We start from the raw sequence: 26,187 nt of genomic DNA, 5'->3' as shown, positions 1-26,187 counted from the left end.
AATGCCGGGCTTTGGCTTTATGTCGCTGCAGATGAGCCACTTCCCGCGGCGGGAAACACCACCGCTGAGAGGTCATTGGCCCGTCAGTTCAGGTGGGCCTTCAGTTCACCGGCAGCTTGGCGCATTGCTGCCTTGACCTCAGGAATATCGCTCAGAGGGTTAAGCAGCCCGTAATCGTGGATCATTCCGTTATAGCGCCCCGAAGTGACATCGACACCAGCCGCATCCAGCTTTTGTGCATAGGCTTCGCCTTCGTCACGCAGTACATCTAGACCGGCAGTCTGGATCAAGGCTGGCGGCAGCCCTTTGAGTTGCTCTGATGTCGCGCGCAGCGGTGAGGCATGGATGTCGGCACGTTGCTTTGGATCAGTGGTGTAGTTATCCCAGAACCACTTCATCATCCCAGTTGTGAGGAAATGCCCCTCGCTGTACTGGCGATACGAAGCGGTTTCAAAATTGGCATCCGTAACCGGCCAGAGCAGAAGCTGAAAACGCAACTCGGGGGCCTTGCGCTCCTTGGCCATCAAGCTGACAACCGCTGCCATGTTGCCACCAACGCTATTGCCTGCGACCGCCAGGCGGCTACCATCGACACCGATTTCCTTGCCGTTCTCCGCCACCCAGCGCGTTGCAGAGTAGGCCTGGTTGATGGCGGTTGGATATTTCGCCTCAGGCGACGGCGTATAGTCGACATATACAGCTACGGCACCAGAGCCGACCACCAGATCACGAATCAGGCGAGCATGGGTCGGGTAGTCGCCCAGCACCCATACACCGCCATGGAAGAACATGAAAGCAGGCAGCTCGCCGGTCTGTTTTTCGGGGCGCACGATGGTCAGCCTGATCGTCTTGCCATCTGCCGTGATGGTGCGTTCGCTAACCTCGGTGCCGGAAAGATCCACCTTTACTGACGTCTGTGCGCCAGTCAGAACAGCTCGGGCCTGCTTCGGGCTCAACTGTTCGATTGGCGTTCCGCCACCGGCGGCCAGAGCATCGAGAAATGCCTGGGTATGATGTTCTGCAACAGGTTCAGCAGCGTAGGCGCTGCCAAGGGAAACAGCGAGTGTCAAAGCGGTCAGGCTATTTTTCAAGGCGTTCATAGTTATATCCATTCAAGTAAGGGTTCGACTGAAAAAGGCATCGCGACCAGTCTGAAGAGTTGCGATGCCATCAAATGAAAAGATCAGGAAACGGTGCGCTGAGGTGCCTTGTGCACCATGGTGTAGGCGTAATCGACACCCATGCCATATGCACCGCTGTGTTCAAGCACCAGGCCCATCACGGCCTCATAGGTATCTTTGTGAGCCCAGTCGCGCTGGTATTCGAGCAGCACTTGCTGCCAGGTCACAGGGATCGCGCCTGCCTGCACCATGCGCATGACAGACATATCGTGGGCCTCTTTGGTCGTGCCACCCGAGGCATCGGTCACGATGTACACCTCGTAGCCTTCCGCCAGAGCTTCAAGCGCCGGGAAGGTCAAGCACACTTCAGTCCAGAGCGCCGCGATGATCAGCTTCTTGCGCCCGGTTGCCTTGACGGCTTCCACCAGTTTCTTGTCCTCCCAGGAGTTCATTGAAGTGCGCTCGATCGGCTGTTGCTCCGGGAACACCGAGAGCAGCTCCGGCCAGTTTTAGCCACTGAAGCTTTGCGTTTCCACCGAGGTAAAAATGGTAGGTACGTTGAAGATTTTGGCGGCCTTGGCCAGGCCGACCGTGTTGTTTTTCAAGGTCTGGCGGTCAATGGAATGCACGCCAAATGCCATTTGTGGCTGGTGGTCGATCAGGATCAGGGCAGAATTGGTCGGGTTGAGCAGTTCGCGGTTAGACATGGGCGTTTCCTTCCAAGGCATGTGGTTCTGATTAGTAGTGCCGTCGTTTGGCGCTGGCCTGTACCGGCGCTGTGGATGCCACTTTAGGGCTAGCCTTAATAAGGGACAATCCCATAAAATCGAGAATCATTGATTCCAAATTGGGGACAATATTGGACCGCATAGATTGCATGCGCACTTTCGTAGCTACAGTCAACGCCAACGGTTTTGCGGCAGCAGCCCGAATGCTTGGGGTACCTCGCTCAAAAGTCAGCAAGCAGATCCAAGCGCTGGAGTCCTCACTCGGCGTGCAACTGCTACTGCGTACCACTCGCAGCTTGCATCTGACGGAGGCCGGCAGTGATTACTACGATGCCTGCCGCGAGCTGCTCGCCTCACTGGAGGAAGCAGAACAACGGGCCCGCAGCGGGCTGGCTGAAACCCAGGGCGTGCTGAGGATCAATGCGCCCATGTCGTTCGGCCTGTGTCGGCTAGGGCCGTTGATTTCCAAGTTTTATCAACTGCATCCTAAGGTCGAGTTGCAACTGGTGTTCAGCGACCAGCAAGTCGATCCGGTAAAGGGCGGTTTTGATGTGACTATCCGCATCGCCAGCCTGGCAGACTCGTCTTTCGTGGCTCGGCACCTGGCACCCGCGCCGCGCGTGCTGGTAGCGTCCCCCTGCTACCTGCAGGCTAATGGAATACCCAAGGTGCCGCGCGACCTGGCCACGCACCAATGCCTGAACTACGGCTACCTGCAAGGTGGTGTCAGCCTGCAACTCAGCAATGGTCGAGAAACCCAGAACGTATTGGTGACTGGCCCCTTGCATGCCAATAACGGGGATCTTCTAGCACAGGCGGCCGAGGCGGGAATGGGCATTGCTCTATTGCCGACCTTCATTGTGGAAAAAGCGCTCGAAGAAGGTCGCCTGGTAGCCGTGATGTGTGACTGGCAAGCCCCTCCTATTTCCATCAATGCGGTCTATCCCGGCGCGCAACGTGTGCCACTTAAAACCCGGGTGTTTCTGGATTTTCTTGTTCAGGAGTTACGTGGTTAGATCCAGTGCAGTCCAGAGTCTGGCATGTCATCGCATGCCGACGTGCTGTTTTCAGACACGACCAAGCCCCTGTTTTGTCGATATGCCAACAGCGGGTAGCTGTTGGCTTCATAAAACCAACCTGTCTCCAATTGCTCCTTGACCAACAATATTCCGAGCCCTGTTCCAGGCTCAGCTGTAGAAGCTCGAAGGCGGAACGCCGAACTGTCGGCGGAACGCTGCTGCAAAGGCACTCTGGCTGTCATAGCCATGCTGCAGGGCCACTTGCAGCACCGGCAGGCCCTCGGCCAGGGCCTCCAGCGAGAGCAATAGGCGCGCCTGTTGGCGCCAGCGACCGAAGGTGATGCCGGTGCTGCGAAGAAAATGCCGGTGGAAGGTTTTCGGGCTCATCGCGAGTTGTTCCGCCCAATACTCGGCACCACCCTCCTGCGCCGGATTCTGCTCCAGGGCGCGGCAGACCTGGGCTATGCGTTCGTCGTTCGGCCAAGGCAAGTGGAAAGGCAATACCGGAAGGCTGCGAAGTTCGTCCAGTAGAAAACGCATCAAGCGACCGTCCCGGCTTTCTGCCCGGTACTGCGCTGGCACTTGGGTAGCAGCCTGGATAAGTTCTCGCAGCAGTGGCGACACATCGATCACGCAGTTGCCCACCGGCAGCCCTTCGATGGCGTCGGGGTTAACAAACAGGCTGCGCATGCAGGCTGTGCCGCGCATGCGCAGGGAGTGCTCGACGCCAGCCTGCAACCAGACGCCTCGGGTCGGAGGTATGACCCATCGCCCCACTGGGGTCTCCACCACCAGCACCCCGGAGATGGCATAGATCAACTGCGCGCGGGGATGGCTGTGGGCAGGCACTTGATGGCCGCTGGGGTAGTCTACCGCAACACCGGTGACTGGCATGGCCAGGGAATCGTAGAACAGAGAACTGTGGTCGACCATGGGCAAGTCCAAGGCATGCGGCAGGCTAGCTTAGCCGCAGAAATGACCATTTGGCGATAACGATGGACCATTTGCCGTAAATATCCGGGCCTGCAGCTTCTTATACTGGGCGCATGTCTCTGCGGAACCATGCCATGAACGCTGCGCCACCCTCACTAACGCTACTAACCCTGAGCTACGGCCGGGGTCTGTTGCCGCCTGAGCGGCGGCGACTTGCGATCTCCCCCAGATCCCGACCTTAAGCAGACCGCCATGGCGGACAGGGGAGATCGATACCACCCGTTTTCCCGTTCGAGGCCCAGCCCATGCTCCGCAATCCACAAACTAGGTACCGCCCCTCCCCCGTCATAGACCTGCCTGACCGCCGCTGGCCTTCGCGCCGCCTAACTCAGGCGCCGGTGTGGTTGTCCACCGACCTGCGCGACGGCAACCAGGCGCTGTTCGAGCCGATGAGCCGGGAGCGCAAGCTGCGCTTGTTCAACGAGCTGGTGCGCCAGGGGTTCAAGGAGATCGAGATGGGCTTTCCGGCTGCCTCAAGCACCGACTTCAAGATCATCCGTCAGTTGATCGACGAGAATGGTATTCCCGATGACGTCACACCCATGGTCATGACCCAGCTGCGAGACGACCTGATCGACGAGACCGTGCGCGCCGTAGCTGGCGCGCGGCGAGTGATAGTGCACCTGTACAACGCCATCGCCCCGGTGTGGCGGCGCGTGGTCTTCGGCCTCTCGGTGGACGAAATCGAGCAGTTGGTGATGCGTCACGTGCAGTCGTTCAAGGAGAAGGTAGCCGTGCACCCTGAGACCGAGTGGGTGCTGCAATACTCCCCGGAAACTTTCTGCATGGCCGAGTTGGAGGTATCGCTGCGCATGTGCAACACCGCCATCCGCACCTGGGATGCCGGCCCCGACCGGCCGATCATCATCAACCTGCCAACCACTGTGGAAGTGGCGACGCCAAACGTCTTTGCCGACCAGATCGAGTGGATGCACCGGCGCCTGGAACGTCGCGAGCATGTGGTGCTATCGGTTCACCCCCACAATGATCGCGGCACTGGCGTAGCCTGCGCCGAGCAGGCGCTGCTGGCAGGCGCCCAGCGCGTGGAGGGCTGCTTGTTCGGCAATGGCGAGCGCAGCGGCACCCTCGACTTGGTAACCCTGGCGTTGAACCTCTACACCCAAGGCATAGACCCGCACCTGGACTTCTCCGATATCGCCGGAGTGGCACGAATTGCCGAGGCCTGCCCCGAACTACCAATCCACCCGCGCCATCCCTATGTCGGGGACTTGTTGTTCACCGCCTTCTCCGGCTCACATCAAGACGCCATCGCCAAGGGGTTTGCCGTACAGGATCCCAAGGGTTTCTGGGAAGTGCCCTACCTGCCAATCGACCCCAAGGAGCGCGGACGCACCTATGACAGTATCGTGCGGGTCGACGGCCAGTCAGGCAAAGGTGGCATTGCCTACCTGCTGCAGCGAGACCACAACGTGCTGATGCCACGGCGGATGCAGGTGGAGTTCAGCGCTATCGTGCAGAAAGTAGCGGACAGCAGCGAGACAGAACTAGCCAGCAGCGAGCTCTGGGAACTCTTCCAGCGCACCTACCTGGCACCAGCGCGCTCGGGTGGAAATCTTGTCTATGTCAGCCATCAACTGTTCGAGGACGACGCTGGCCAGGCCCTGATACTGGAAATCGAGCTATCCAACGGCCACCAACAAAGTCTGCGTGGCGTGGGCAAGGGTCCGATCGACGCGGCAGTGGCCGGCCCCGGCCTGCCCATCCGCGTCGACGGCTACGAAGAACGCAGTTTGGGTGCTGGCGCGCAAGCCCAGGCCCTTGCGTTGGTCGAAGTGGCCTGGCCCGGCATGGCTGGCTCTCGATTCGGCGCCGGTGGCCACACGAACATCGTGACAGCGTCGATCCAGGCACTGCTCGTTGCGGTGTCACGCTTCGAAGGAGGCCCAGCGCAGTTAGCTGTCCGCTAATCACTTCGTAAGAAGTTATCCTGCTAGCACTGACACTTTCGGCCAGCAGACATTGTCCGTCGCTGACCGAAAGTAGCATGTCGCCAGCACTAAAAGCAGAGCCCGCACCACCGAATCAAATCCATGGGTGGTTGGTAGCAGTTCGTTCACCACCCTGGGGGGCCTTTGTGCAAAATGTCCCGTGGCTCGATCATCAGCTTCTCTTCTTCACCTTGTGCAGCTGTTTACTGCTCTACGCCCCGTGGTACGACATGTAAACCAGTTCTGGCCCCTTGCAGTTGTATCTACGCTTTGCAGCGCACGGACCTCAAAAGACGAGAGCGAATTGAGTACAGATCGTCCCCTCACAAGCGGCCTACAGCTGTAAGGTCTGCGTCTATGTCTGCCTCCTAAATGCAGCGACTCTCGGATTGCATGTCAGACGGACGGCTGATTACCGCATTGACATATCGGTAAATCTCGATATTATCCAGCCCATGGAATTGATCGAAATATTCAAAGCCCTCTCCAACCGCACGCGTCTTGAAATCCTCAAGGGGTTGAAAGATCCGGAGAAAAACTTCCCCCCACAAGATGAAGGGGACGTTCATGCGGTCGGGGTTTGTGTAAGCAGCATTCAAGAAGGCGTCGGCCTGTCGCAATCGACGGTGTCCGATTACCTGGCGACACTGCAACGAGTGGGCCTAGTTGAAGTCCGTCGCATCGGGCAATGGACCTACTACAAGCGCAATGAAGCAAACATAAGTGCTCTTGCCGAGATCATAGGCAAGGAGCTGTAATTTTTTATCATCAAATATCGATAAATCCCGATATTCCGTTTTACCGAAGAGGACATTAGAAATGAACTGAGCCAAGAGAAACGTCCGTAAATTTTTCCGTTTTTTAATATCGAAAAATCTCGATATCTCTTTTTACCGAAACAAGGATATACAATGAAAGCGCAAATACTTAAATCATTTGGTGGACCGGAATCATTCGAGCTAAGTGACGTACCCAAGCCAGTGCCAAGTGCAGGAGAAGTTCTGGTGCGGGTACACGCAACCTCTATCAATCCGTTGGATTTCCAGGTTCGACGTGGCGACTATTCCGACTATGTGCCACTGCCAGCCATTACGGGGCATGACGTGTCCGGTGTTGTTGAAGCCGTCGGGCCAGGTGTGACGAATTTCGTGCCTGGCGATGAAGTCTGGTACACCCCGCAAATTTTTGACGGCCCTGGAAGTTATGCCGAGTACCACGTTGCAGCCGAAAGCATTATCGGCAAGAAGCCATCGACGCTGAGCCATCTCGAAGCAGCCAGCCTGACCCTGGTTGGCGGAACAGCATGGGAAGCATTGGTCGTGCGTGCGGCACTCAGAGTTGGGGAGAGCATCTTGGTCCACGGCGGCGCGGGAGGCGTCGGCCATGTTGCGATCCAAGTGGCAAAAGCCATGGGCGCCAAGGTGTTCACCACCGTACGCGAAGCAAACTTTGAGTTCGCCCGAGGCCTGGGGGCCGATGTAGTCATTGATTACGAGAAAGAGGATTACGTCGACGCCATCCTGCGTGAAACCGATGGCCACGGGGTCGATGTGGTGTTCGACACCATCGGCGGCAACACATTGTCGCGCAGCCCCGACGCGCTCGCGCAACTTGGCCGCGTGGTCTCGATTGTAGACATTGCCCAGCCACAAAACCTGGTGCAGGCCTGGGGTAAGAATGCCAGTTACCACTTCGTTTTCACCAGACAAAACCGCGGCAAGCTCGATGAGTTGAGTGCATTGGTCGAACGTGGTCAGTTGCGACCCCATGTAGGCGCGGTCTACTCCCTTGCAGACATTGGTCTCGCCCATGCTCTGCTGGAGAGCCGCAATAACGGTCTCCGGGGAAAAATCGCGATTGCAGTCGAGCCACAGGCTCATCTCGTCAGCGCGAATGTTCAACCGTTGAACTCAAATTGAGAGGATGTCCCATGATTTATGAAATCGCTTTGCTGCCAGTTCACAAAGAACATATCGAAAACTTCAAGCATGCCTTTGCAGAGGTCACGCCTTTGCTCAGGCGGGCAAAGGGTTACGGCGGGCACATGCTCGCCCAAGGAATAGAGACGCCCGAACGATTCAACCTGATTGTGCGCTGGCAATCCCTTGAGGATCACAAGGGCTTCGAAGCGAGTGAAGACCATCAGGTGTTCATGGCACGTTTAGAGCAATATTTCCCAGAAGAACCGACGGTCTACCACATCGAGGGCGCCGCTTTTACGACGGGAGAAGATGGTGATCGGCACAGCTTCTTTGATAGGACGTTGCCAGCGTCTTAGACGGTTTAATGGCTTTAAACAATTGGTCGCGCTAAGGAATGTACAAGCTTGATGTGGCTAATTTGCAGTGATCGCGATTTGATCTGACAATTGTAGGCTTGAACACAGGGTTGTCAGATCAAATTCAGCTGTTGTGTGCGATGATTTTATTGCGGTCTAGCCAAGTAGGCAGTGATCAGGACTAGATCGATTGGTCACTTCTGGCCGCTTTGAGTCTTTAGCATCAAGCAGGAGTCGGCCAAAAAGTGGACACTGACTTACGGCCTGATGTAGCAGCAATTGAAATTCACGGAGTTCCTGCATGCTGAGAACCTTTTCCTTTTATGGAACAAGCGCTCTAGCTCAATGCAGGGACGCTCGGCGATGACCGTGGCCCAAACCGGGCTTGATGCACGCTCGAGCTGGCAGCAGTCTGTAAGCTGAATTACTCAACCACTGCACGGATAGTGATTTCGATCAGCTGCTGTGGGAACGCAAGGCCAGATACGCCTATGAGATTGCTGGCGACCTGTGGAATTTCGGCGCCATAAAACTCCTTGCGAACCTTACCGGCTGCAGCGAACGCCGCTGGAACGTCGATCACGAAAAGAGTTTCCTCTACCACGTGCTCCAGCCCCGCACCAAACTCCGCCAACAAATCGACGATGTTCTTGTAGGTCTGCCGCATCTGCGCTTCCATCGCGGAAAAATCAGCAGGTTTTCCCTCCGGATTCAGGTCAGCGGGGGCGATGAGATCGCCTTTGGAATCATGGCTCAACTGCCCTGAAAGATAGATTGTGTCCTTGACCTGAACGGCTTGTACATAGCCGTACAGCCCCTCCCAGGCGACACCGAAGCTAGCAGTTTTCTTTGCTGGAAGGTTACCTTGGTTTGCCATCACAGATTCTCCATGTAAGGAAGTTGCTTCGTGGTCGCAGGATGATGGCCAAGAGCACGAAGAAAAAACTGCATATCTGTGCTCAATGGCACAGAGAAACGCGGACGCCGAGAGCACCTGCGCTAGCGCCTGCTGCAATGCCAAGAGGCAAACCGAAGCCTAATTTGAACTCCGGCTCTGCCTCTCAGAAAGATCACTTACCCGCAGTCAAAGCGGTGTAGCTGGTGATCAGGTTGCGATAGTCCGGGATATGGTCGGAGCAGATCTTGGCCAGACCTTCCACATCGTTGCGCCAGTCGCGGTGCAGCTCACAGGCTACGGCAAACCAGTTCATCAGTTGCGCGCCGGCCTGGGTCATGCGCTGCCATGCCGAGTCACGGCTGATCTGGTTGAAGGTGCCGGAAGCGTCGGTCAACACGAACACGTCGAAGCCTTCTTCGATGGCCGCCAGGGCCGGGAACGCCACACAGACTTCGGTGACCACACCGGCGATTATCAGCTGCTTCTTGCCGGTGGCCTTGATCGCCTTGACGAAGTCTTCGTTGTCCCAGGCGTTGATCTGGCCAGGGCGGGCGATGTACGGCGCATCCGGGAACATTTCCTTCAGCTCCGGTACCAGTGGGCCGTTGGGGCCGGTTTCGAAGCTGGTGGTGAGGATGGTCGGCAGGTTGAAGAACTTGGCGATATCAGCCAGCGCCAGCACGTTGTTCTTGAACTTGTCCGGATCGATGTCACGAACCAGGGAGAGCAGGCCTGCCTGATGGTCGACCAGAAGAACGACAGCATTGTCTTTGTCCAGGCGGTTGTAAGTGGCGTTGGTCATGGTGAAGTCCTCGATTTACTTTCAGTGGGTTCCGGCTATGCCGGTGAGTTTGGTTTGCCTTGCAGTGCGTCACTGCATGGAAGAAATATTAAATTCGAGACGATCAATGCACTAGACTATGAAAATTGCCTCTAGCGTTCTATTTAGGGAACGATCTATGGAAGACCTCAACAGCCTCTACTACTTCACCCAGGTGGTGGAACAAGGCGGCTTCGCCGCAGCCGGACGCGCGCTGGAGATGCCCAAATCCAAGCTCAGCCGGCGCATCGCCCAGCTTGAGGATCGCCTAGGTTTGCGCCTGCTGCATCGCACCAGCCGGCACCTGTCGCTTACCGAGATCGGCCAGGAGTATTACCAGCGCTGTCTGGCCATGCGCGTGGAGGCCGAAGGCGCGGCGGAGGTAATCGAACGCAACCGCGCCGAGCCGCGCGGCATGGTGCGCTTGGCCTGCCCGACAACGCTGCTCAATTCCTGGGTCGGGCCAATGCTGACCCGCTACATGCTCAAGTACCCGCTGGTGGAGCTGTACATCGAGAGCACCAACCGCCGGGTAGAACTGCTGCATGAAGGTTTCGACGTGGCCTTGCGGGTGCGCTCCCCGCCGCTGGAAAACACCGACATGATAATGAAAGTGCTGGGCGCCAGTACCCAGCGTCTGGTCGGCCACCCGGACCTGCTGGCCTCGCTGCCAGAGAACTTCAAGCCCGAGGACCTGGGCCGTTTGCCGAGCCTGTACTGGGGAGGGTCACGGCGGGACTATCAGTGGGAGCTACTCGGCCCGGACGATGGACGGCAGGTGATCGCGCACCAGCCACGGATGATAACCGACGACCTGCAAGCCCTGCGCAACGGCGTACTGGCCGGTCTGGGTATCGTTCATCTGCCCTGGGTGGCAGTGCGCGAAGACGTGGCCGCTGGCAAGCTGGTGGAGATGCTGCCGGGATGGGCGCCCAAGTGCGGCATCGTTCACGCCATATTCCCGTCGCGCCGTGGCCTGTTGCCCTCGGTACGCACACTGATCGACTTCCTGGCCGAGGAGTTTAGCCAGAGCGATATGGCGTAATCTAGTAGAGCGGTGGGCAGCCATAAATACCTGCATTGGCCGAGAGTTGCCCGTCACTAGTGTCAGCTTTCGGCCACAAGCAGACATTGACACCGTCCAACGGCCGGAAAGGCCGACGCCCGAATCGTTTACATGCACGTTGCGGAAATACTGTGATGAATGCCGTGAGCTCAGGCTGGTATCAACCCCGCTTCCTGGTAGCTCAACATCAAATCGTCAAACAAAGCGATGTCCGACCTCGTACGCGCGATTAACTGTGCGCCTGCGATAGCGGTGTAGATGGCACGAGCACGACGCTCACTGTTCAACACATCGCTCAATCCAGCGTCCGTCAAGCATTCAGCAAGCCACCTCACGTTGACGTTCGCGAAGGCCTCGACCTCTTTGCTCACTTGATCGGGTAGGTCCTCGTACTCAGCGGCCATGAAGCTGGACAGGCAGAGTTTGTTACCGTTCACCAATGATTGACGGAAGATGGACGAGTACCGCTGCACACACTGGCGCGGATCAGGGGTAGCGAGCCGTATGACTTCCAGCGCAGCCAGCGTGTCCTGCCAGTAGCGTTCGGCAACGGCGGCAGCCAAGTCTGCCTTGCTGGGAAAGTGGTAGTAGATGCTCGCGTTTTTTATGCCAACCTCTTCGGCGATGCTGCGGAAATTGATACCGCTGTATCCGTGCAACTGTGCAGCTGACTTCGCAGCCGCCAATATTGCCTCTCGAGCGTTTTCACTCACGTCGCCTGCCTCACCTTGCCGCATTTTCGTGCCGCGTACTTTACTCATTTGGCTGTTACCTGCCAATTGGTAGGTTGGCGTTGACGGCGACATAATCTTTGGCTCATGCTTTACCTACCAATTGACAGGTAGGCTTCCAGATGACTACTGCACCGCATCAGCGAGTGGCTTTCGCTGCTCCCTCAATGAAGATTTACGACTGGTTCAATGGCCCTTACCCAGCGCGAGTACGTATCGCACTGGCCGAGAAGGGCCTTCTATCAAAGGTCGAGTTCGTATCGGTAAACCTCTGGACCGGCGAGCACAAGGCACCTGAGTTTCTCGCCATAAACTACTCCGGCACCCTGCCAGTGCTTGAACTCGGGGACGGCACGCTGATCGCCGAATGCACTGCAATTACCCAGTACCTGGACAGCCTCGACGGTGAGCCGACCCTTTCCGGCAAAACGGCTCTGGAGAAAGGGCTTATTCATATGATGACCAAGCGCGCCGAAATTGAGTTTCTCGATGCCGTGAGCATGTATTTCCATCACGCTACCCCAGGCCTAGGCCCGAAGGTCGAGTTGTACCAGAATGCTGAATGGGGCGAAAAAATGGGCGAGAAAGCGATCAGGGGCATGCATTATTTTGACAGTCTGCTTATGGATCAGCCTTTCGTTGCCGGCGACACATTTTCGATGGCCGACATCGCCCTTCTGGGCGGGATGATCTTCGCCGGCCTCGTAAAGCTGGCGGTGCCCGAAGCGTGCGTCGCGTTGCGCGCCTGGCATTCCAGGATGCAAGAACGTCCCAGCGTTAAGACTTGGCAGGCTCTGGTTGAACAGGGCTCGCCAGGGGTTTGATGATCGAGCCAAATGCGCATCCGCTGTCGTCATTAGCGGATGCAACTCCGAAGGCTCTCTTCTCGCGCTTTATCCCAGAAACGATGCCTCGTACAAAGCTTGAAGGTACTGTCAGTACCTGAAGTCGACGAAGCGTTGCAAACGTCGGAGCAAAAGGAGTACTAGCTGCTTATGCGGCGATCTAGCCAGATATTGCTATCCGGCTAGATGCGGCCCGGGAGAAAATACAACGATCGCCGTAATCTGCACCTATCAGACCGCTGTATAACCGTGAATCAGAGTTTGTATCCGCCGCTCGCCTCAATCACTTGTGCGGTAATCCAACACCCTTGGTCAGAAGCCAGAAACGCGACCACTGCGGCGATATCGGCGGTTTCACCGAAGCGCCCCAATGCGGTATCGGCCTCAATAGCGGCGACCATCTCAGCGTTCTCGCGCACGGCGGCATTCATGTCGGTTCGCACCCAACCCGGTGCCACCGCATTCACGGTGATACGGCGCGGGCCCAGTTCCATTGCCAGTGCATGAGTCAGGTTATTGATCGCTGCCTTGGCCATGGAGTAGATCGGCACGACTGGCAAAGGGCGGGCACCAAGGCTGGAGGACAGGTTGATAATCCGCCCGCCATTCACGAAGCGGCTTAACGCCGATTGAATTACGAAGAATGGCGCGCGAGCGTGGACGGCGAAGATCGTGTCCCAGCTTTCCGGGCTGGCATCGGCTAGGCCGCCCCACCCAGAGTTGCCAGCGTTGTTGACGAGAATATCGAGTCCATTGCTGCCGTTGCGGTCGACGAGTTCGCTGTCTAGCTCTTCGAAAAGTGCGGCGATAGCGGTTGCATCGACCCGGTCGGCGTGAAGTGCGAAGGCGTTGCCACCGGCTTTTCTGATGGCAGCGACTACTTCGTCAGCAGCGGCTTTGTTTGCGTTGTACGTCAGAGCCACCGTAGCGCCCTCTTGCGCGAGACGTTCAGCAATCGTGCGACCGATGCCGCGCGAGCCTCCGGTGACCAACGCAGTTTTTCCAATAAGTGACTGTGACATGTGAGTGTCCTTGTGAATCTGGAGGGATGATCAACTGATCGGTAAGCGTCCGTTCAAACGGTACGTTGGCGCAGGATCGGGCCTGGGTTTGCTTCGACAATGGCAGCGCCCAGTCGAATCAGGTCGGCGTCGCCGCTGTATTCATGCTCGGCGATCTGATGCAGAAGCACGCCCAGTTGCTCCAGCTGTCGGGCAACTTTCAGAGGGCCGGCGTTGATGGGGGTAAAGCCAGCGTCTTCGATCAGTTGCCGAACGATTTGCCCGGCTTGTTGATCGTCTGTGGCATAGAAAACGTTTGCCTTGGTGGGCGACGAGGCCCAGGCAGCGGCTTCGAGCACAGGCGCGGCCAGTTGGCTAAACGCCTTAACTACCCGAGCGTTGGGTAGGCGTTTTTGCAGGTACTCGGCGGTCGAGTTGTCGCGCATAAACTCGACATCATGAAAGTGCACGAAGTCTTTGGTGACGCCGAGGGGGTTCATGGTTTCGATCACGATTTTGCCGTCGAGCGCGTCGCCTATCTCATCAACAAGCGCATCCGTCCGAGGCCAGTAAACCGAGAACAACACGGCGTCGCCAAAGTCTGCTGCCTGTTTGAGGGTACTGAGGGTGGCGCGGTTGCCCAGTTCGGCCAGCAGAGGTGCGATCTTGCGATCCTCGCCATCTTTGGCCAGTACCAGTTGGTGGCCTGCGCCGGCCCAGGCTCGTGCGAGTCGGCTGCCAACGTTGCCGGTGTTCAGAATGCCAATCTTCATGTGTTTTCTACATCCCGTTGCTACCGTGGAAGGCCACTGTATTCAAACGTGAGAAGTAGAAAAATATAGCGATTAGCGACACACCGTTGCTTTTACAGACAACAATATAGTTTCAGGAATTGGCGGGATGTTGCGGACAGAACCCATGGCTTAGCGTTGGCAAAACAAGGCACCGAACGCCCTCGAAGGGCGCTCGGTGTGGAGTCTATTTTTTTAGCGTATTGGCGCTGGCCAACTCCAGGAACAGCGCAATATGGATGGGTGGCATGCCCTCCAGCGTTCCGCCAATCGGAGAAGGGCGTTCGGCCTTGCGGATCAACTGTCGGGCCTTTTCAGGAGCTATTGGGGTGCCGGGCTGCTGATAGACCTTTTTGGCCTCGGCATCGGACAAACCCGGTGCGATTGCGGGCGCATAAGGCCAGAAATAGATCGGCGTATTGGGTTCGATCCGCCAACTGTCTTCCAGTGAGCCCGCGTCGACCACGTTGTAACCAACGGCCTCGATGAAGCGGGCCACGGCGTCCTTGGCATCACGGTCGTCACCGGCAATCGGCAACGTAGTGCGCTCGGCATCGCCCACCGGGCGGGCGTTGTGCTGCATATGGATCCAACCGATGTTGTGGATGCCCTTTACCACCTTCGAACCCCACAGGTGCTTCTGCACCAGCTCACTGGATGTCAGCTCGCCATTGTCGAGATCCGCGCGGCGAAAATCGCCGATGCCTGGGTAGTAGTTGGTTTGGTCAATGACCACCTTGCCGACGAGTTTGTCAGCGGGAAGGGTTTCGAAATTTGCCAGAGGGATTGCCAGCGAAACGATATCGGCAACGGCAATCGCTTCATCAACGGTGCCAGCGCGAGCCCGTGAGCCCAGTTCTGTTATCAGCCCAGCCAGCGAATCGGGGCCGCGGGAGTTGCTGATAACCACGTTGTAGCCTGCTGCAGTGGCCAGGTGAGCAACCGCTTTGCCGACAAGCCCGGAGCCGATGATGCCGATGGTAAGTGTCATCTTGAGTCTTTCCTTCTAGGGGGAGAACGGCGCGGCACGTGCGTAAGACACACATCCGCCGTGAGAAGCCATGCAAGCAAGCCGAACGCACAACAACAGGTGGGAGCGTCTGGTTTACGGGCCGCTTAAAACCGCATCCAGCGGGTATCACCGCTGTGTCGATGGCATACGGCTTGTTGTATGGGCCGCACTTTAGATTTGCCCCATGGCTTGATAAATACGCCCCACGATCAAATACTGTTGTCCATGAATACATCAATCGATTTACCCGAAATGCGCGTCTTCGCAGCCGTCGTCACCGATGGCTCGTTCACCTTGGCGGCTGACCGGCTAGGCACAGACAAGGCGCGCGTCAGCCGCATTGTCAGTCGCATGGAAGACAAGCTTGGTGCCCAGTTGCTGACCCGCTCGACGCGCCGTCTGAGCGTGACTGAAGTCGGGCGCGACTACTTCGAGCGTGCCATGAGCATCCTTACCGCTGCCGAGGCCGCCGAGGCGGCGGTGGCACAACAGTCCAGAGAACCAAAGGGGCTGCTCAAGCTCACTGCCGGCTCTGAGTTCGGCACGATGGTGGTGGACAATTGGGTGGCGGACTTCCTGCGGTTGGCGCCGAAGGTGACGGTTGAGGCGGAATATACAAACCGCCTGGTGGACATCATTCACGAAGGGTTTGATGTCGCCATTCGCGTTGGCGCGCTGAACGACTCAGGCCTTTCCGCGCGCAAGCTCGGCGAAGTGGATTACGGGCTGTATGCGGCCACCGATTACTTGAAACGCGCCCCCGCAATTACATCGGTCGCTGACCTGAAGCATCACGACCTGATCATGAAGACGACGCGCGGGCGCGCCAACTGGGCGCTGGTCAACGGCGCGAAAACCGAGAAGGTTACGGCGTCCCCGCGCTGTGCGGTCAACAGTACGGTCTCTGCGAGAAACCTCGTGCTTACCGGGCTCGGGATCACACAGTTGCCCCGTTTTATGGCTGAACCGCATGTGGTCCAAGGCACGCTGAGCTGTGTGCTTCCCGGATGGGCAGAGGTGCCTGCGCCCGTCCACGCGGTGTTCGCATCCAGCCGCTACATGGACCCCAAAGTGCGCAGTTTTGTGGATCTATGCCTAAGTGCGTTCAAGGACAACTGAGGCGCTAGCAGCTAACACTGTGTTAGATGCTCTCGTTGTAACTGGCGGCAATCGGCCACTAGCAGACCTTCGGATGCCCCTACCTCGAGGCGATTCAGTTCGCTTTCGGCAGTTATTGCGGGGGAAGCAAGAGAAGCGCGCGAATGAGTGGCGGACTAAGAGCGTCACGCTGATACGTCAACAGCCCCTGGTCTTTAGCAAAAATAAACACCTCATGTGGAATGCGGGCTTTCGCCACGTCTATAGGCTCCCTATCGTTTGTACTGACTCAGAAAGCTGCTAACCGGCGGTGTCATTAGTAACTGTCCATTGCTTGGAGTCTGGCTCGTGTTTCCGCCAGCACCTTGAGTCTGTGCTACCGACACGCCAGTTTCGCCACGATTGAGCAGTGCCATATTCTACAACAACAAGACTCCTGAAGGAGACCTAAATGAAGACTGTACTGTCCTCACTAACACTTGCCATGTCCGCGTTGTTGCTTTCCACGCAGTTGCAGGCCGAACCCAAGCGACCAGAGTGTATCGCCCCGGCAAAACCGGGTGGTGGTTTCGATATTACCTGCAAACTCGCACAGGTAGGTTTGAAGGATGCGGGTCTGCTGAAGCGACCGATGCGAGTTACCTACATGCCGGGTGGTATTGGTGCCGTTGCCTATAACGCGGTGGTCGCTCAACGTCCAGATGAGCCTGGCACCATTACCGCGTGGTCGAGCGGCTCCCTACTTAACCTAGCCCAAGGTAAATTTGGTCGCTATAACGAAAAGGCAGTTAGGTGGCTAGCGGCCATCGGCACCGATTACGGTGCCATTACCGTGCGTCAAGACTCTCCCTTGCGTACGTTCGACGACTTGGTTCAGGCGTTGAAGCAAGATCCCGCGAGCTTGGTGATTGGGGCTGGCGGCACGATTGGTAGTCAGGACTGGATGCAAGCTGCACTGATCGCCCGGTGTGCCAACGTCAACCCTCAGAAGCTGCGCTACGTTGCCTTTGAAGGAGGTGGCGAGCCAGTTACCGCATTGCTTGGCGGGCACGTGCAACTGATAACCAGCGGAATTGGTGAATCGACTGCACAACTTGAAGCGGGCAAGGTGCGGGTTCTGGCCGTAATGTCAGATCAGCGATTGCCGGGTAAATTGGCCGACATCCCCACGCTCAAGGAATCGGGCTGCGATGCGAGCTGGCCCATTGTGCGTGGTTTCTATATGGGGCCGGAAGTGAGCGATGAGGATTATAACTGGTGGAAACAGCAGTTTGATGTGCTGTTGGCTAGCGAAGCCTTCACCCAGCAGCGTGAGCAGCGCGACTTGCTGCCGATGGCGATGACGGGCGAAGAGTTACAAGCGTTTGTCTATAAGCAGGTTGATCAATTCAAGTCCTTGGCCGGTGAGTTTGGACTAATCGAATAGCGCCAGCACCCTCCAGGCTTTCGGCAGGCGATACAACGTTCTCAGCAAACGTTGTGTCGCTTTATGCTTTCCGCGAGTTGATCGCTTGCTTCTGGACAGCATCGGCCATTTCGCTGAATCTTCTGTCGTGAGCAAAGCTCAGCTCCTGCATACTGATGTTGCACATAGGCTGAAAATCGAGCCACAACCGGCCCATTGCATTCCTTCTGGCGTCGCCGCCTCGTAATGTCGACTGATATTTCGGCGGCCGCCTCACGTCAGCAGTAAGGTGGTATGAGCTTATGGAACTCAAGCAGTTACGCTATTTCTTGGCTGTGCTGGAGAACAAAAGCCTGGGGCGCGCCGCGCTCGAACTGGGCATCGGAACCTCGGCCTTGAGCCAGCAAATTAGCAAGCTGGAGAGCGAATTGAGCACGCGCCTGCTTAGCCGCACTTCGACTGGAGTAGTACCGACTAACGCGGGTGTTGCTTTTCAGCATCACGCCCAGCTCACCCTGCGGCAGGCCGAAAATGCCGTGCAAGCGGCGCAGCGGGGCCGCATGAGTGGTTACGTTAGTGTCGGTTTACCGCCCACTACCGCATCGGTTCTGGCCCTGCCGCTGATCAGCGCGATGCGCGAGAAGTATCCGGATATCCAGTTGCATTTGGTGGAGAGTCTTTCGGGCCACCTAGCGACCCAGCTGAATGCCCGCCAGCTCGATCTCGCTGTGCTGTTTCAAACCGACACCGGCAAGCGCTGGAGCGTTATGCCCTTGCTAGATGAGACCCTGTTCGTCATCGCGGCCCCCACGCTCGAGGGAGCTCCCACTGGCGAAAGCATCCAGTTGCAGCAACTGGGAAACCTGCCTCTGGTTATGCCCAGCCTGCAGCATGGCTTGCGCAGTACCTTAGTGAGCGCCTTTGAGCGAACGGGTATAGAGCCTAATATCATCATGGAAATCGATGGTCTGGCCGTGCTGATGGACACGGTCAGGTCCGGCTATGCGGCGACCATTCAGCCTGGCGCCGCTGCAGCTCGCTCGGGCGAGTCCGGCTTGCGGGTGGTGCAGATCAGCGATGCCCATGTAGGGCGCCGCAATCTTCTGGCTAGCCTGTCCGACGATGAGCTTTCTCCTGCGGCCCTGGCCGCGCGCGTAGTGATTGTGGACGTCGCCCGCGAGCTCGTACGCAGCGGTTGCTGGCCCGGATCAAGCTTGCTGAGCGAGGCACCAAAGACTCGCTGATAAGTCTTTAATAAAACTAAAGCCCTCTCGTTGGAATGGGCCTTTCGAGTATTTAGGGCACGTTCTACATTCGCCTCACAGTAGGGGGCGGAAGTATCGACTCCTTGCAAACAGGAGGCGATATGTTTGATGTTTTAGTGATTGGTGGCGGAAATGCCGCTTTGTGTGCAGCCCTCATGGCCCGTGAGGCTGGCGCGAGTGTACTGTTGCTTGAGGCCTCGCCGCGGGAATGGCGCGGCGGTAATTCTCAGCACACACGCAACCTGCGCTGCATGCATGATGCGCCGCAAGACGTGCTCGTCGAGGCTTATCCGGAGGAGGAGTACTGGCAGGATCTGCTTAAGGTCACCTCTGGTATCACCGATGAGAAGCTTGCACGTCTGACCATCCGGGCATCCTCGACATGCCGGGACTGGATGCGCAGCCATGGCGTGCACTTCCAGCCTCCGCTCTCAGGAGCCTTGCACGTTGCGCGCACTAACGCGTTCTTCATGGGGGGCGGCAAAGCTTTGGTCAATGCGTACTACCGCAGTGCGCAGAAGTTGGGCGTGCAGATTCGCTATGACTCCCCGGTGGATACGCTGGAATTAGCGGATGGCCGCTTTGTGGCTGCGCAGATCCCTGAGCGCGTAGTGAATGGCGTGTGTCTACCCGCAGAGCGGATCGAAGCGCGCACGTGCGTGCTGGCTGCCGGTGGGTTCGAATCCAACCGCGAATGGTTGCGCGAAGCTTGGGGCCAAAACGAGAGAGGCGAGTGGCCGGCTGGTAATTTTCTGATTTGTGGAACCCGTTTCAACATGGGGGTCCTGCTGCAGCACATGATCGCAGCCGGGGCAGACAAAATTGGCGACCCAACGCAGGCCCATATGGTGGCCATCGACGCCCGTGCGCCACTGTATGACGGCGGCATCTGCACTCGTATCGACTGCGTCTCGCTCGGGGTGGTGGTCAATCGCGAAGGGCAGCGTTTCTATGATGAGGGTGAAGACTTCTGGCCTAAGCGCTACGCCATCTGGGGGCGTCTTGTGGCGCAGCAGCCGGGCCAGGTGGGCTTTTCGATCATCGATCAGAAGGCCGTTGGCAACTTCATGCCACCTGTATTCCCCGGCACTAGGGGCAACAGCTTGGGGGAACTCGCCCGTAAGCTGGATATTCCAGAGGCCGTATTCATCAAGACTGTCGAGAATTACAACCAGGCCTGCCGTGTGGGCCGCTTCGATCATACCCAGCTCGATGACTGTCATACCGAAGGGCTCAGCCCGGCGAAAACCCACTGGGCTCGACCGATTGATACGCCGCCCTTTTACGGCTACGCCCTCAAGCCCGGTCTCACCTTCACCTACCTAGGCCTGAAAACCGACGAGACCGCCGCCGTTCATTTTGCAGGCAAGCCCAGCCCGAACCTATTCGTTGCCGGTGAAATGATGGCCGGCAATGTGCTGGGCAAAGGCTATACGGCTGGCGTCGGCATGAGTATCGGCACTGCTTTCGGCCGTATTGCCGGCATCCAGGCGGCAGCGGCGGCCGGCTACTCCTCCCAAGTGACTCCTGAAGGACAAGAACATGCAGTTGTCTGATCCGCATATCCGTGAAGATAGTGACTGCGCCGAAGGCTACAACTTGATTTCGGTGCTCAACCTCGATGAAGCGGAGGTCGAGCGGCAGCTAAATATCTGCAATGCCTGTCGCTATTGCGAGGGTTTCTGTGCCGTATTCCCAGCGATGACCCAGCGCCTTGAATTCAAAAAGGCTGACATCCATTACCTCGCGAACCTGTGTCACAACTGCGGCGCCTGCCTGCATGCTTGTCAGTATGCAGCCCCTCATGAGTTCGCGGTCAATGTGCCCCAGGCGATGGCGAAGGTCCGCCTTGATACCTACACCGAGTACGCTTGGCCGGCACGCTTCGGCGCGCTATACAAGCACAATGGCCTGACCCTGGCGTTGGCCTCAGCGGCCGGTCTGGCGCTATTTCTGGTGCTGACCCTTCTGGCTCGCGGAACTTTGTTTCCTGGGCCACTGGCCGGCGACTTTTATGCGATCTTTCCGCATAACACCCTGGCTCTGATGTTTGGCGGTGTCTTTGGTTTTGCAGTTCTAGCGCTGCTGATTGGGGTGACGCGTTTCTGGCGGCGGATCTCTCCGGCCGAGACGCAAGCCATCGTCAGCGGAGCCGCAGTGGCTGAAGCCTCGGGCGCAGTGCTCAAGCTCAAATACCTCGACGGTGGCCATGGCCTGGGTTGCAACAATGCCAGTGATCGCTTCACCCTGTGGCGTCGTCGCTTTCACCATTTGACCTTCTACGGCTTCATGCTGTGCTTTGCAGCCACCAGCGTCGCCACTCTGTATCATTACCTGCTGGGTTTGGAGGCGCCTTACCCGGTGCTCAGCTTACCGGTGATGCTGGGAATAGTGGGTGGTATCGGCTTGTTCATTGGTCCTGTGGGTTTACTGGTGCTGAACTATCGTCGAGATCCAGCCCATGGAGATGCTGCTCAGCGTCCGATGGATCGCGGCTTTATTTTTCTGCTGCTTCTGATCAGCCTGACGGGGCTGGCCTTACTTGCCTGGCGTGATACTGGAGCAATGGCCTTGCTCCTAGCAATACACCTGGGGGTGGTGATGGCATTCTTTCTGACCATGCCCTACAGCAAGTTTGCCCATGGTTTCTTCCGCAGCGCGGCGCTGCTCAAGTACTCCATCGAGAAGCGTCAGCCGAACGACTTGAAGCTGGGAAGCGACTGACATACGACGATCCGGCTCTAGGTTGGTAACAGTCGCAGTTTCAGCTGGCCGGAATGGTTCGGATATCGACCGCGCATCGTAACTGGTCCTAGCCGACTTCTGCCCGTCGAGCTACCACATGTGCCGGTCAAATCCAATGCAAACGACTGGTCAAGTCTATGCAATTATATAAAAGGTTCACCGTCTGCTTTTGGCCGGTAGCCGCCCCTGGAAGATATCCGCCTCTGGCCGAAAACAAAGTTCTGCCTCTATCTCCTTCCCCACGTTTAAGTGCGAATACCTCAGGCGCTGCGGGCATTTTTCTTTTGCAGGATGGTCGATGCTTCGTCGTAGGCCGCTTGGAAGGCCTCGCCGCCGATCCACTGGATTGCCGTGTCTTCGTCTTCGTCGTGGAAGATTGCGCGATAGGTGATCAGCAGGCCCATCATAAAGTCGGTGGCGGAGTCTTGTGCTTCCTCGGCGATCACCAGTTCCAGAACCGGGTACTGCAAGAAAACCAGGCACATTGCGAGCAGGCTGATGCCTTCGCCGTATTTCATCGCTTCAAACAGGTCGTCGAAGTGCGCCGGGTCGAAACCGTTCTCTTCAATGTCCTTGAAGTCGAAGGTGCTCAGGTCGATGGCAACATCATCGAAAGGCTCGTTGATCAACGGATTGGCCAGCACCGGGTGCACCACATTCGGTCTGGACTTGCCCGAACGGTTTTGCTTGGCTTTGGCTTTGGCCCGCTGGGCACGTTTTTGCTGTTTATCTGGAGAGGCCATGGCGCCGGGTTCCTTGTCTGGTTCAGCCATGTTGATGGCCAGGAGTAATCACGGTCATATTGTAAACAGTCCTGGCCGGGCGAGGCGGCAGATTTATTGCCCTGTATCGGGTTCGCTTACTCTGCACTGTTCGGCAAACCTTTAGCAGCCAGCAAGACCCATTGCCCAGGCCATGTTGTTGAGCCCTGCGCTTTCGAGCTTTCTAGGCGGAAAGCCTATGCCGCGCTTGAACTGATGCCCACCTGCCGCAGCACAGCGACGTGCAGCCGACTAATCTACAGAATCAGTAGCTGCTAGCTGACAAGACACGCGCTTGGCTTCAAGCTAGGTGCATTACGTAATGACTGCAGGAAAACCAATGTCCGTACTGACTTCGTCCACACCCGACCGCGTACTTGATCTTGGCGACCTGTTGCGCGAGCTGGTTACCCAAGGCCGGGTGGATCAAGACAACGCCGAGCAGTGCCTGGCGATCCGGCGAAGTGCGGTCAAGAACCAACAACACCCGCTGGAGTTTCTGGCTGCGCAACAGCTCGATGATCTAGCGCGTCCCGGCAAGAAACTCGACCTTGAAAGCCTCACGGTCTGGCTGGCGGAATATGCCAACCAGCCGTATTTGCGCATCGACCCGCTGAAAATCGATGTCGCCGCGATTACCCCGCTGATGTCCTACGCCTTCGCCCAGCGGCACAAGATTCTCGCGGTGGCGGTGAGCCAGGAAGCGGTGACAATCGCCAGTGCCCAGCCGCTGATGCGCAGTTGGGAAGATGACCTGCGCCATGTACTCAAGCGCCCTATCAAGCGTGTAGTGGCCAACCCGGTTGATATCCAGCGCTTCACCGTCGAGTTCTACCGACTGGCCAAATCGGTTACCGGCGCCACTGCGGTGGACATGAAGGTCAGCGGCACCGGCAACTTCGAGCAGTTGCTCAACCTTGGCGCGCAGGACCAGGAGCCCGACGCCAACGACGCGCATATCGTCAATATCGTCGACTGGCTGTTTCAATACGCTTATCAACAGCGCGCCAGTGATATCCACATCGAGCCACGCCGCGAGCAAGGCAGCGTGCGCTTTCGTATCGATGGCGTGCTGCACACCGTTTACCAGTTCCCGCCGCAGGTGACGATGGCGGTTGTCAGCCGCTTGAAAAGCCTGGGCCGAATGAACGTTGCCGAAAAACGCAAACCCCAGGACGGCCGGATCAAGACCAAGACCCCGGATGGCGGCGAAGTCGAACTGCGTCTGTCGACCATGCCAACGGCCTTCGGTGAAAAGCTGGTGATGCGGATTTTCGACCCGGAAGTGCTGCTAAAGAGCTTCGACCAGCTGGGTTTTTCGGCAGATGACCTCAAGCGCTGGACCGGCATGACCGGCCAGCCCGACGGCATCATTCTGGTCACAGGCCCGACCAGCTCAGGCAAAACCACCACGCTGTACACCACCCTGAAACAGCTGGCCACCGATGAAGTCAACGTCTGCACCATTGAAGATCCGATCGAAATGATCGAGCCGGCCTTCAATCAAATGCAGGTGCAAAGCAATATCGACCTGACCTTCGCCAGCGGCGTGCGCTCACTGATGCGCCAGGACCCCGATATCATCATGGTCGGCGAGATTCGTGACCTTGAAACCGCCGAAATGGCGATCCAGGCCGCGCTGACCGGACACCTGGTGTTGTCCACACTGCACACCAACGATGCCCCAAGCGCCATTACCCGCCTGCTGGAACTGGGTGTGCCGCATTACCTGCTCAAGGCAACGCTGCTGGGCGTCATGGCGCAGCGTTTGGTGCGTACACTTTGCCCACACTGCAAAACCCCGCACGAGCTGGACGAAAGTGACTGGCAAAGCCTGACCAAGCCCTGGAACGCGCCCCTGCCGACCGGGGCGCACAAGGCCGTGGGCTGCCTGGAGTGTCGCGACACCGGTTATCGCGGCCGGGCCGGGGTTTACGAAATCATGTTGCTCAATGATGGGATCAAGTCCCTGCTCAGCGCCGAGACCGATCTGGTTGCATTGCGTCGCCAGTCGTTCAAGGAAGGCATGCGCAGCCTGCGGTTGTCTGGCGCGCAAAAGGTGGCCGCCGGGCTGACCACAATCGAGGAAGTGCTGCGCGTGACCCCACAAAGCGAGCAACGCTAACCCGGCAGCCTGCGACAAGGTCGGGGATGGTGATTAAAGCGTTTTGTGATGCCGCGATGCCTCTGCTGAGAGCCACTTGGCGACATTGAAAATTCAGTTGTGCTTAGATGTCCTGCTAACAACGCCTGACCACATTAAGGATTAATTGCATGGAAATCGGCAGCGTCATATTTCTCTTCGTCGGCCTCGCAATCGCCGTCGTCTTCATGGGCTTCAAAGTTGTGCCCCAAGGTTCACAATGGACGGTTGAACGCTTTGGGCGCTACACCAACACGCTCAAGCCGGGCTTGAACATCATTGTGCCGCTGGTCGACCGCATTGGTCGCAAGCTCAGCGTGATGGAAACCGTGCTCGATATTCCGCCCCAGGAAGTGATCAGCGCCGACAATGCCATCGTACAGATCGATGCGGTGTGTTTCTCCCAGGTGATCAATGCCGCACAGGCCGCTTATGAGGTCAACAACCTCGATCACGCCATCCGCAACCTGGTGATGACCAACATCCGTACCGTGCTGGGCTCGCTGGAACTCGATGCCATGCTCAGCCAGCGCGACGCCATCAACGAGCGCCTGCTGCGCACCGTTGATGAAGCTACCGCGCCTTGGGGTATCAAGATCACCCGCATTGAGATCAAGGACATCACGCCGCCCGCCGACCTGGTCAACGCCATGGCCAGCCAAATGAAGGCCGAGCGTCTGAAGCGTGCGCAAATCCTTGAGGCCGAGGGTTCGCGTTCCGCTGCGATTCTGACCGCTGAAGGCAAGAAGCAAGCGCAGATCCTTGAGGCTGAAGGCGAGCGCCAGGCCGCCTTCCTTGAAGCTGAGGCCCGGGAGCGAGCCGCTGCGGCAGAAGCCGAGGCAACGCGCATGGTTTCCGAAGCAATCGCCAATGGTAACGTGCAGGCGGTCAACTATTTCGTTGCGCAAAAATACGTCGATGCCCTGGGCAAGCTGGCCAGCTCCGACAACAGCAAAGTGGTGCTAATGCCGCTTGAAGCCAGCCAGATCATTGGTTCGGTCGGCGGCATTGGCGAAATCATCAAAGCCACCTTCGGCGACAAGCAGGCCAAGTAATGCTCAATTTTCTACAACACCTGACGTTCTGGGATTGGTTGGCGCTAGGCACCCTGCTGTTGATACTCGAAGTATTTGGTGCCGGCGGTTACCTGTTGTGGATTGGCGTTGCCGCTGCTGGTGTAGGCATCATCACCTATGTGATTCCGGCATTGCCCTGGGCCCTGCAATTCGTCTTGTTTGCCGTGCTCTCGGTGTTGAGCGCGGTTTTATGGTGGAGGCGCCAGCGCAACGCTGGGAAAATCTCCGATCAACCCGGCTTGAATGATCGCGGCAGCGAATTACTGGGTCGCCAGTTCGCCCTGCACGAAGCCATCAGCAGCGGGCGCGGCAAAATAAAGGCGGGCGATACATTGTGGCTGGTCAGCGGCCCGGACTTGCCTGTTGGCAGCGCAGTACGGGTCACCGGCCAGAATGGTGTATTGCTCCTGGTTGAGCCCATCAAATAACCGGCGCACCTGCC

The 26,187-nt window shown here is 57.6% G+C and carries 24 protein-coding genes and 1 pseudogene; 15 read left to right on the top strand and 10 right to left on the bottom strand.

Annotation, left to right across the window (positions count from 1 at the left end; genetic code table 11):
• Window positions 1–83 precede the first annotated feature (83 nt).
• Together PSES9_RS0118310 and PSES9_RS23890 are read right to left on the bottom strand one after the other, a co-directional pair.
• Window positions 84–1,100, bottom strand: a complete 1,017-nt coding sequence (locus tag PSES9_RS0118310) for an alpha/beta hydrolase (RefSeq protein WP_010489415.1) — start codon at window positions 1,098–1,100, stop codon at window positions 84–86.
• Window positions 1,101–1,183: 83 nt separating this feature from the next.
• Window positions 1,184–1,828: pseudogene (locus tag PSES9_RS23890) on the bottom strand (hydrolase).
• A 152-nt stretch (window positions 1,829–1,980) separates the two neighbouring features.
• Here PSES9_RS23890 and PSES9_RS0118300 point away from each other — a divergent pair.
• Window positions 1,981–2,865, top strand: coding sequence for a LysR family transcriptional regulator (locus PSES9_RS0118300; protein ID WP_029529643.1), 885 nt, complete (start codon window positions 1,981–1,983; stop codon window positions 2,863–2,865).
• A gap of 171 nt (window positions 2,866–3,036) precedes the next feature.
• Here the strand turns inward: PSES9_RS0118300 and PSES9_RS0118290 are convergent, their stop codons facing one another.
• Window positions 3,037–3,801, bottom strand: a complete 765-nt coding sequence (locus PSES9_RS0118290; protein ID WP_010489411.1) for an AraC family transcriptional regulator — start codon at window positions 3,799–3,801, stop codon at window positions 3,037–3,039.
• Window positions 3,802–4,106: 305 nt separating this feature from the next.
• On the opposite strand from PSES9_RS0118290, the gene PSES9_RS0118285 reads away from it, so the two are divergent.
• The 4 genes from PSES9_RS0118285 (at window position 4,107) to PSES9_RS0118270 (ending at window position 8,088) form a co-directional block, all read left to right on the top strand.
• Window positions 4,107–5,789: a 2-isopropylmalate synthase gene (locus tag PSES9_RS0118285; protein ID WP_029529642.1), complete on the top strand. Its 1,683-nt coding sequence runs from the start codon at window positions 4,107–4,109 to the stop codon at window positions 5,787–5,789.
• 476 nt (window positions 5,790–6,265) lie between these two features.
• Window positions 6,266–6,568: an ArsR/SmtB family transcription factor gene (locus PSES9_RS0118280; protein WP_010489408.1), complete on the top strand. Its 303-nt coding sequence runs from the start codon at window positions 6,266–6,268 to the stop codon at window positions 6,566–6,568.
• A 153-nt stretch (window positions 6,569–6,721) separates the two neighbouring features.
• On the top strand, window positions 6,722–7,729 hold the full coding sequence (locus PSES9_RS0118275) for a zinc-dependent alcohol dehydrogenase family protein (RefSeq protein WP_029529641.1): 1,008 nt from the start codon (window positions 6,722–6,724) through the stop codon (window positions 7,727–7,729).
• Window positions 7,730–7,740: 11 nt separating this feature from the next.
• On the top strand, window positions 7,741–8,088 hold the full coding sequence (locus tag PSES9_RS0118270; protein ID WP_010489404.1) for an antibiotic biosynthesis monooxygenase family protein: 348 nt from the start codon (window positions 7,741–7,743) through the stop codon (window positions 8,086–8,088).
• Between the two features lie 424 nt (window positions 8,089–8,512).
• Here the strand turns inward: PSES9_RS0118270 and PSES9_RS0118265 are convergent, their stop codons facing one another.
• Together PSES9_RS0118265 and ycaC are read right to left on the bottom strand one after the other, a co-directional pair.
• Window positions 8,513–8,965, bottom strand: coding sequence for a RidA family protein (locus tag PSES9_RS0118265; protein ID WP_010489402.1), 453 nt, complete (start codon window positions 8,963–8,965; stop codon window positions 8,513–8,515).
• Window positions 8,966–9,158: 193 nt separating this feature from the next.
• On the bottom strand, window positions 9,159–9,788 hold the full coding sequence (ycaC, locus tag PSES9_RS0118260) for an isochorismate family cysteine hydrolase YcaC (RefSeq protein ID WP_010489399.1): 630 nt from the start codon (window positions 9,786–9,788) through the stop codon (window positions 9,159–9,161).
• Between the two features lie 157 nt (window positions 9,789–9,945).
• On the opposite strand from ycaC, the gene PSES9_RS0118255 reads away from it, so the two are divergent.
• Window positions 9,946–10,851 carry a LysR substrate-binding domain-containing protein gene (locus PSES9_RS0118255; RefSeq protein WP_010489398.1) on the top strand — a complete coding sequence of 302 codons (906 nt, stop codon included), beginning with the start codon at window positions 9,946–9,948 and terminating at the stop codon, window positions 10,849–10,851.
• 170 nt (window positions 10,852–11,021) lie between these two features.
• Here PSES9_RS0118255 and PSES9_RS0118250 read toward each other — a convergent pair whose 3' ends face one another.
• Window positions 11,022–11,585, bottom strand: a complete 564-nt coding sequence (locus tag PSES9_RS0118250; protein ID WP_010489396.1) for a TetR/AcrR family transcriptional regulator — start codon at window positions 11,583–11,585, stop codon at window positions 11,022–11,024.
• Window positions 11,586–11,770: 185 nt separating this feature from the next.
• Between PSES9_RS0118250 and PSES9_RS0118245 the strand changes: the two genes are divergently transcribed.
• Window positions 11,771–12,427, top strand: coding sequence for a glutathione S-transferase (locus PSES9_RS0118245; protein ID WP_010489394.1), 657 nt, complete (start codon window positions 11,771–11,773; stop codon window positions 12,425–12,427).
• A 275-nt stretch (window positions 12,428–12,702) separates the two neighbouring features.
• Here PSES9_RS0118245 and PSES9_RS0118240 read toward each other — a convergent pair whose 3' ends face one another.
• From PSES9_RS0118240 to PSES9_RS0118230, 3 genes are all read right to left on the bottom strand, one after another.
• The gene (locus PSES9_RS0118240) at window positions 12,703–13,470 is read right to left on the bottom strand and encodes an SDR family NAD(P)-dependent oxidoreductase (protein ID WP_010489392.1); all 768 of its coding nucleotides are present in this window, start codon (window positions 13,468–13,470) and stop codon (window positions 12,703–12,705) included.
• 53 nt (window positions 13,471–13,523) lie between these two features.
• Window positions 13,524–14,222, bottom strand: coding sequence for an NADPH-dependent F420 reductase (locus tag PSES9_RS0118235; protein WP_010489390.1), 699 nt, complete (start codon window positions 14,220–14,222; stop codon window positions 13,524–13,526).
• Between the two features lie 205 nt (window positions 14,223–14,427).
• Entirely contained in the window at window positions 14,428–15,231 is an 804-nt protein-coding gene (locus tag PSES9_RS0118230) for an NADPH-dependent F420 reductase (protein WP_010489389.1), read from the bottom strand.
• Between the two features lie 246 nt (window positions 15,232–15,477).
• On the opposite strand from PSES9_RS0118230, the gene PSES9_RS0118225 reads away from it, so the two are divergent.
• From PSES9_RS0118225 to tcuB, 5 genes are all read left to right on the top strand, one after another.
• Window positions 15,478–16,371: a LysR family transcriptional regulator gene (locus tag PSES9_RS0118225; protein WP_029529640.1), complete on the top strand. Its 894-nt coding sequence runs from the start codon at window positions 15,478–15,480 to the stop codon at window positions 16,369–16,371.
• A 430-nt stretch (window positions 16,372–16,801) separates the two neighbouring features.
• Window positions 16,802–17,776, top strand: a complete 975-nt coding sequence (locus PSES9_RS0118220) for a Bug family tripartite tricarboxylate transporter substrate binding protein (RefSeq protein WP_010489387.1) — start codon at window positions 16,802–16,804, stop codon at window positions 17,774–17,776.
• Window positions 17,777–18,057: 281 nt separating this feature from the next.
• Window positions 18,058–18,999, top strand: a complete 942-nt coding sequence (locus PSES9_RS0118210) for a LysR family transcriptional regulator (protein ID WP_010489386.1) — start codon at window positions 18,058–18,060, stop codon at window positions 18,997–18,999.
• Window positions 19,000–19,121: 122 nt separating this feature from the next.
• Window positions 19,122–20,576 carry an FAD-dependent tricarballylate dehydrogenase TcuA gene (gene tcuA, locus PSES9_RS0118205; protein ID WP_010489385.1) on the top strand — a complete coding sequence of 485 codons (1,455 nt, stop codon included), beginning with the start codon at window positions 19,122–19,124 and terminating at the stop codon, window positions 20,574–20,576.
• On the top strand, window positions 20,563–21,744 hold the full coding sequence (gene tcuB / locus PSES9_RS0118200) for a tricarballylate utilization 4Fe-4S protein TcuB (protein WP_010489384.1): 1,182 nt from the start codon (window positions 20,563–20,565) through the stop codon (window positions 21,742–21,744). The genes tcuA and tcuB overlap by 14 nt, the downstream gene beginning before the upstream one ends.
• 281 nt (window positions 21,745–22,025) lie before the next feature.
• Here the strand turns inward: tcuB and PSES9_RS0118195 are convergent, their stop codons facing one another.
• Entirely contained in the window at window positions 22,026–22,508 is a 483-nt protein-coding gene (locus PSES9_RS0118195; RefSeq protein WP_010489383.1) for a hypothetical protein, read from the bottom strand.
• 358 nt (window positions 22,509–22,866) lie between these two features.
• On the opposite strand from PSES9_RS0118195, the gene PSES9_RS0118190 reads away from it, so the two are divergent.
• The 3 genes from PSES9_RS0118190 (at window position 22,867) to PSES9_RS0118180 (ending at window position 26,173) form a co-directional block, all read left to right on the top strand.
• Window positions 22,867–24,651: a GspE/PulE family protein gene (locus PSES9_RS0118190; protein WP_010489382.1), complete on the top strand. Its 1,785-nt coding sequence runs from the start codon at window positions 22,867–22,869 to the stop codon at window positions 24,649–24,651.
• A 149-nt stretch (window positions 24,652–24,800) separates the two neighbouring features.
• Window positions 24,801–25,724: an SPFH domain-containing protein gene (locus PSES9_RS0118185; protein ID WP_010489381.1), complete on the top strand. Its 924-nt coding sequence runs from the start codon at window positions 24,801–24,803 to the stop codon at window positions 25,722–25,724.
• Window positions 25,724–26,173, top strand: a complete 450-nt coding sequence (locus PSES9_RS0118180; protein ID WP_010489379.1) for an NfeD family protein — start codon at window positions 25,724–25,726, stop codon at window positions 26,171–26,173. Before PSES9_RS0118185 ends, PSES9_RS0118180 begins: the two co-directional genes overlap by 1 nt.
• The last annotated feature ends 14 nt before the right edge of the window (window positions 26,174–26,187 follow it).

Origin of the sequence: Pseudomonas sp. S9 (assembly GCF_000222125.1) — a bacterium.
In the GTDB taxonomy this organism is placed as follows: domain Bacteria; phylum Pseudomonadota; class Gammaproteobacteria; order Pseudomonadales; family Pseudomonadaceae; genus Aquipseudomonas; species Aquipseudomonas segetis.
This window is presented reverse-complemented; position numbering and strand designations above follow the sequence as displayed.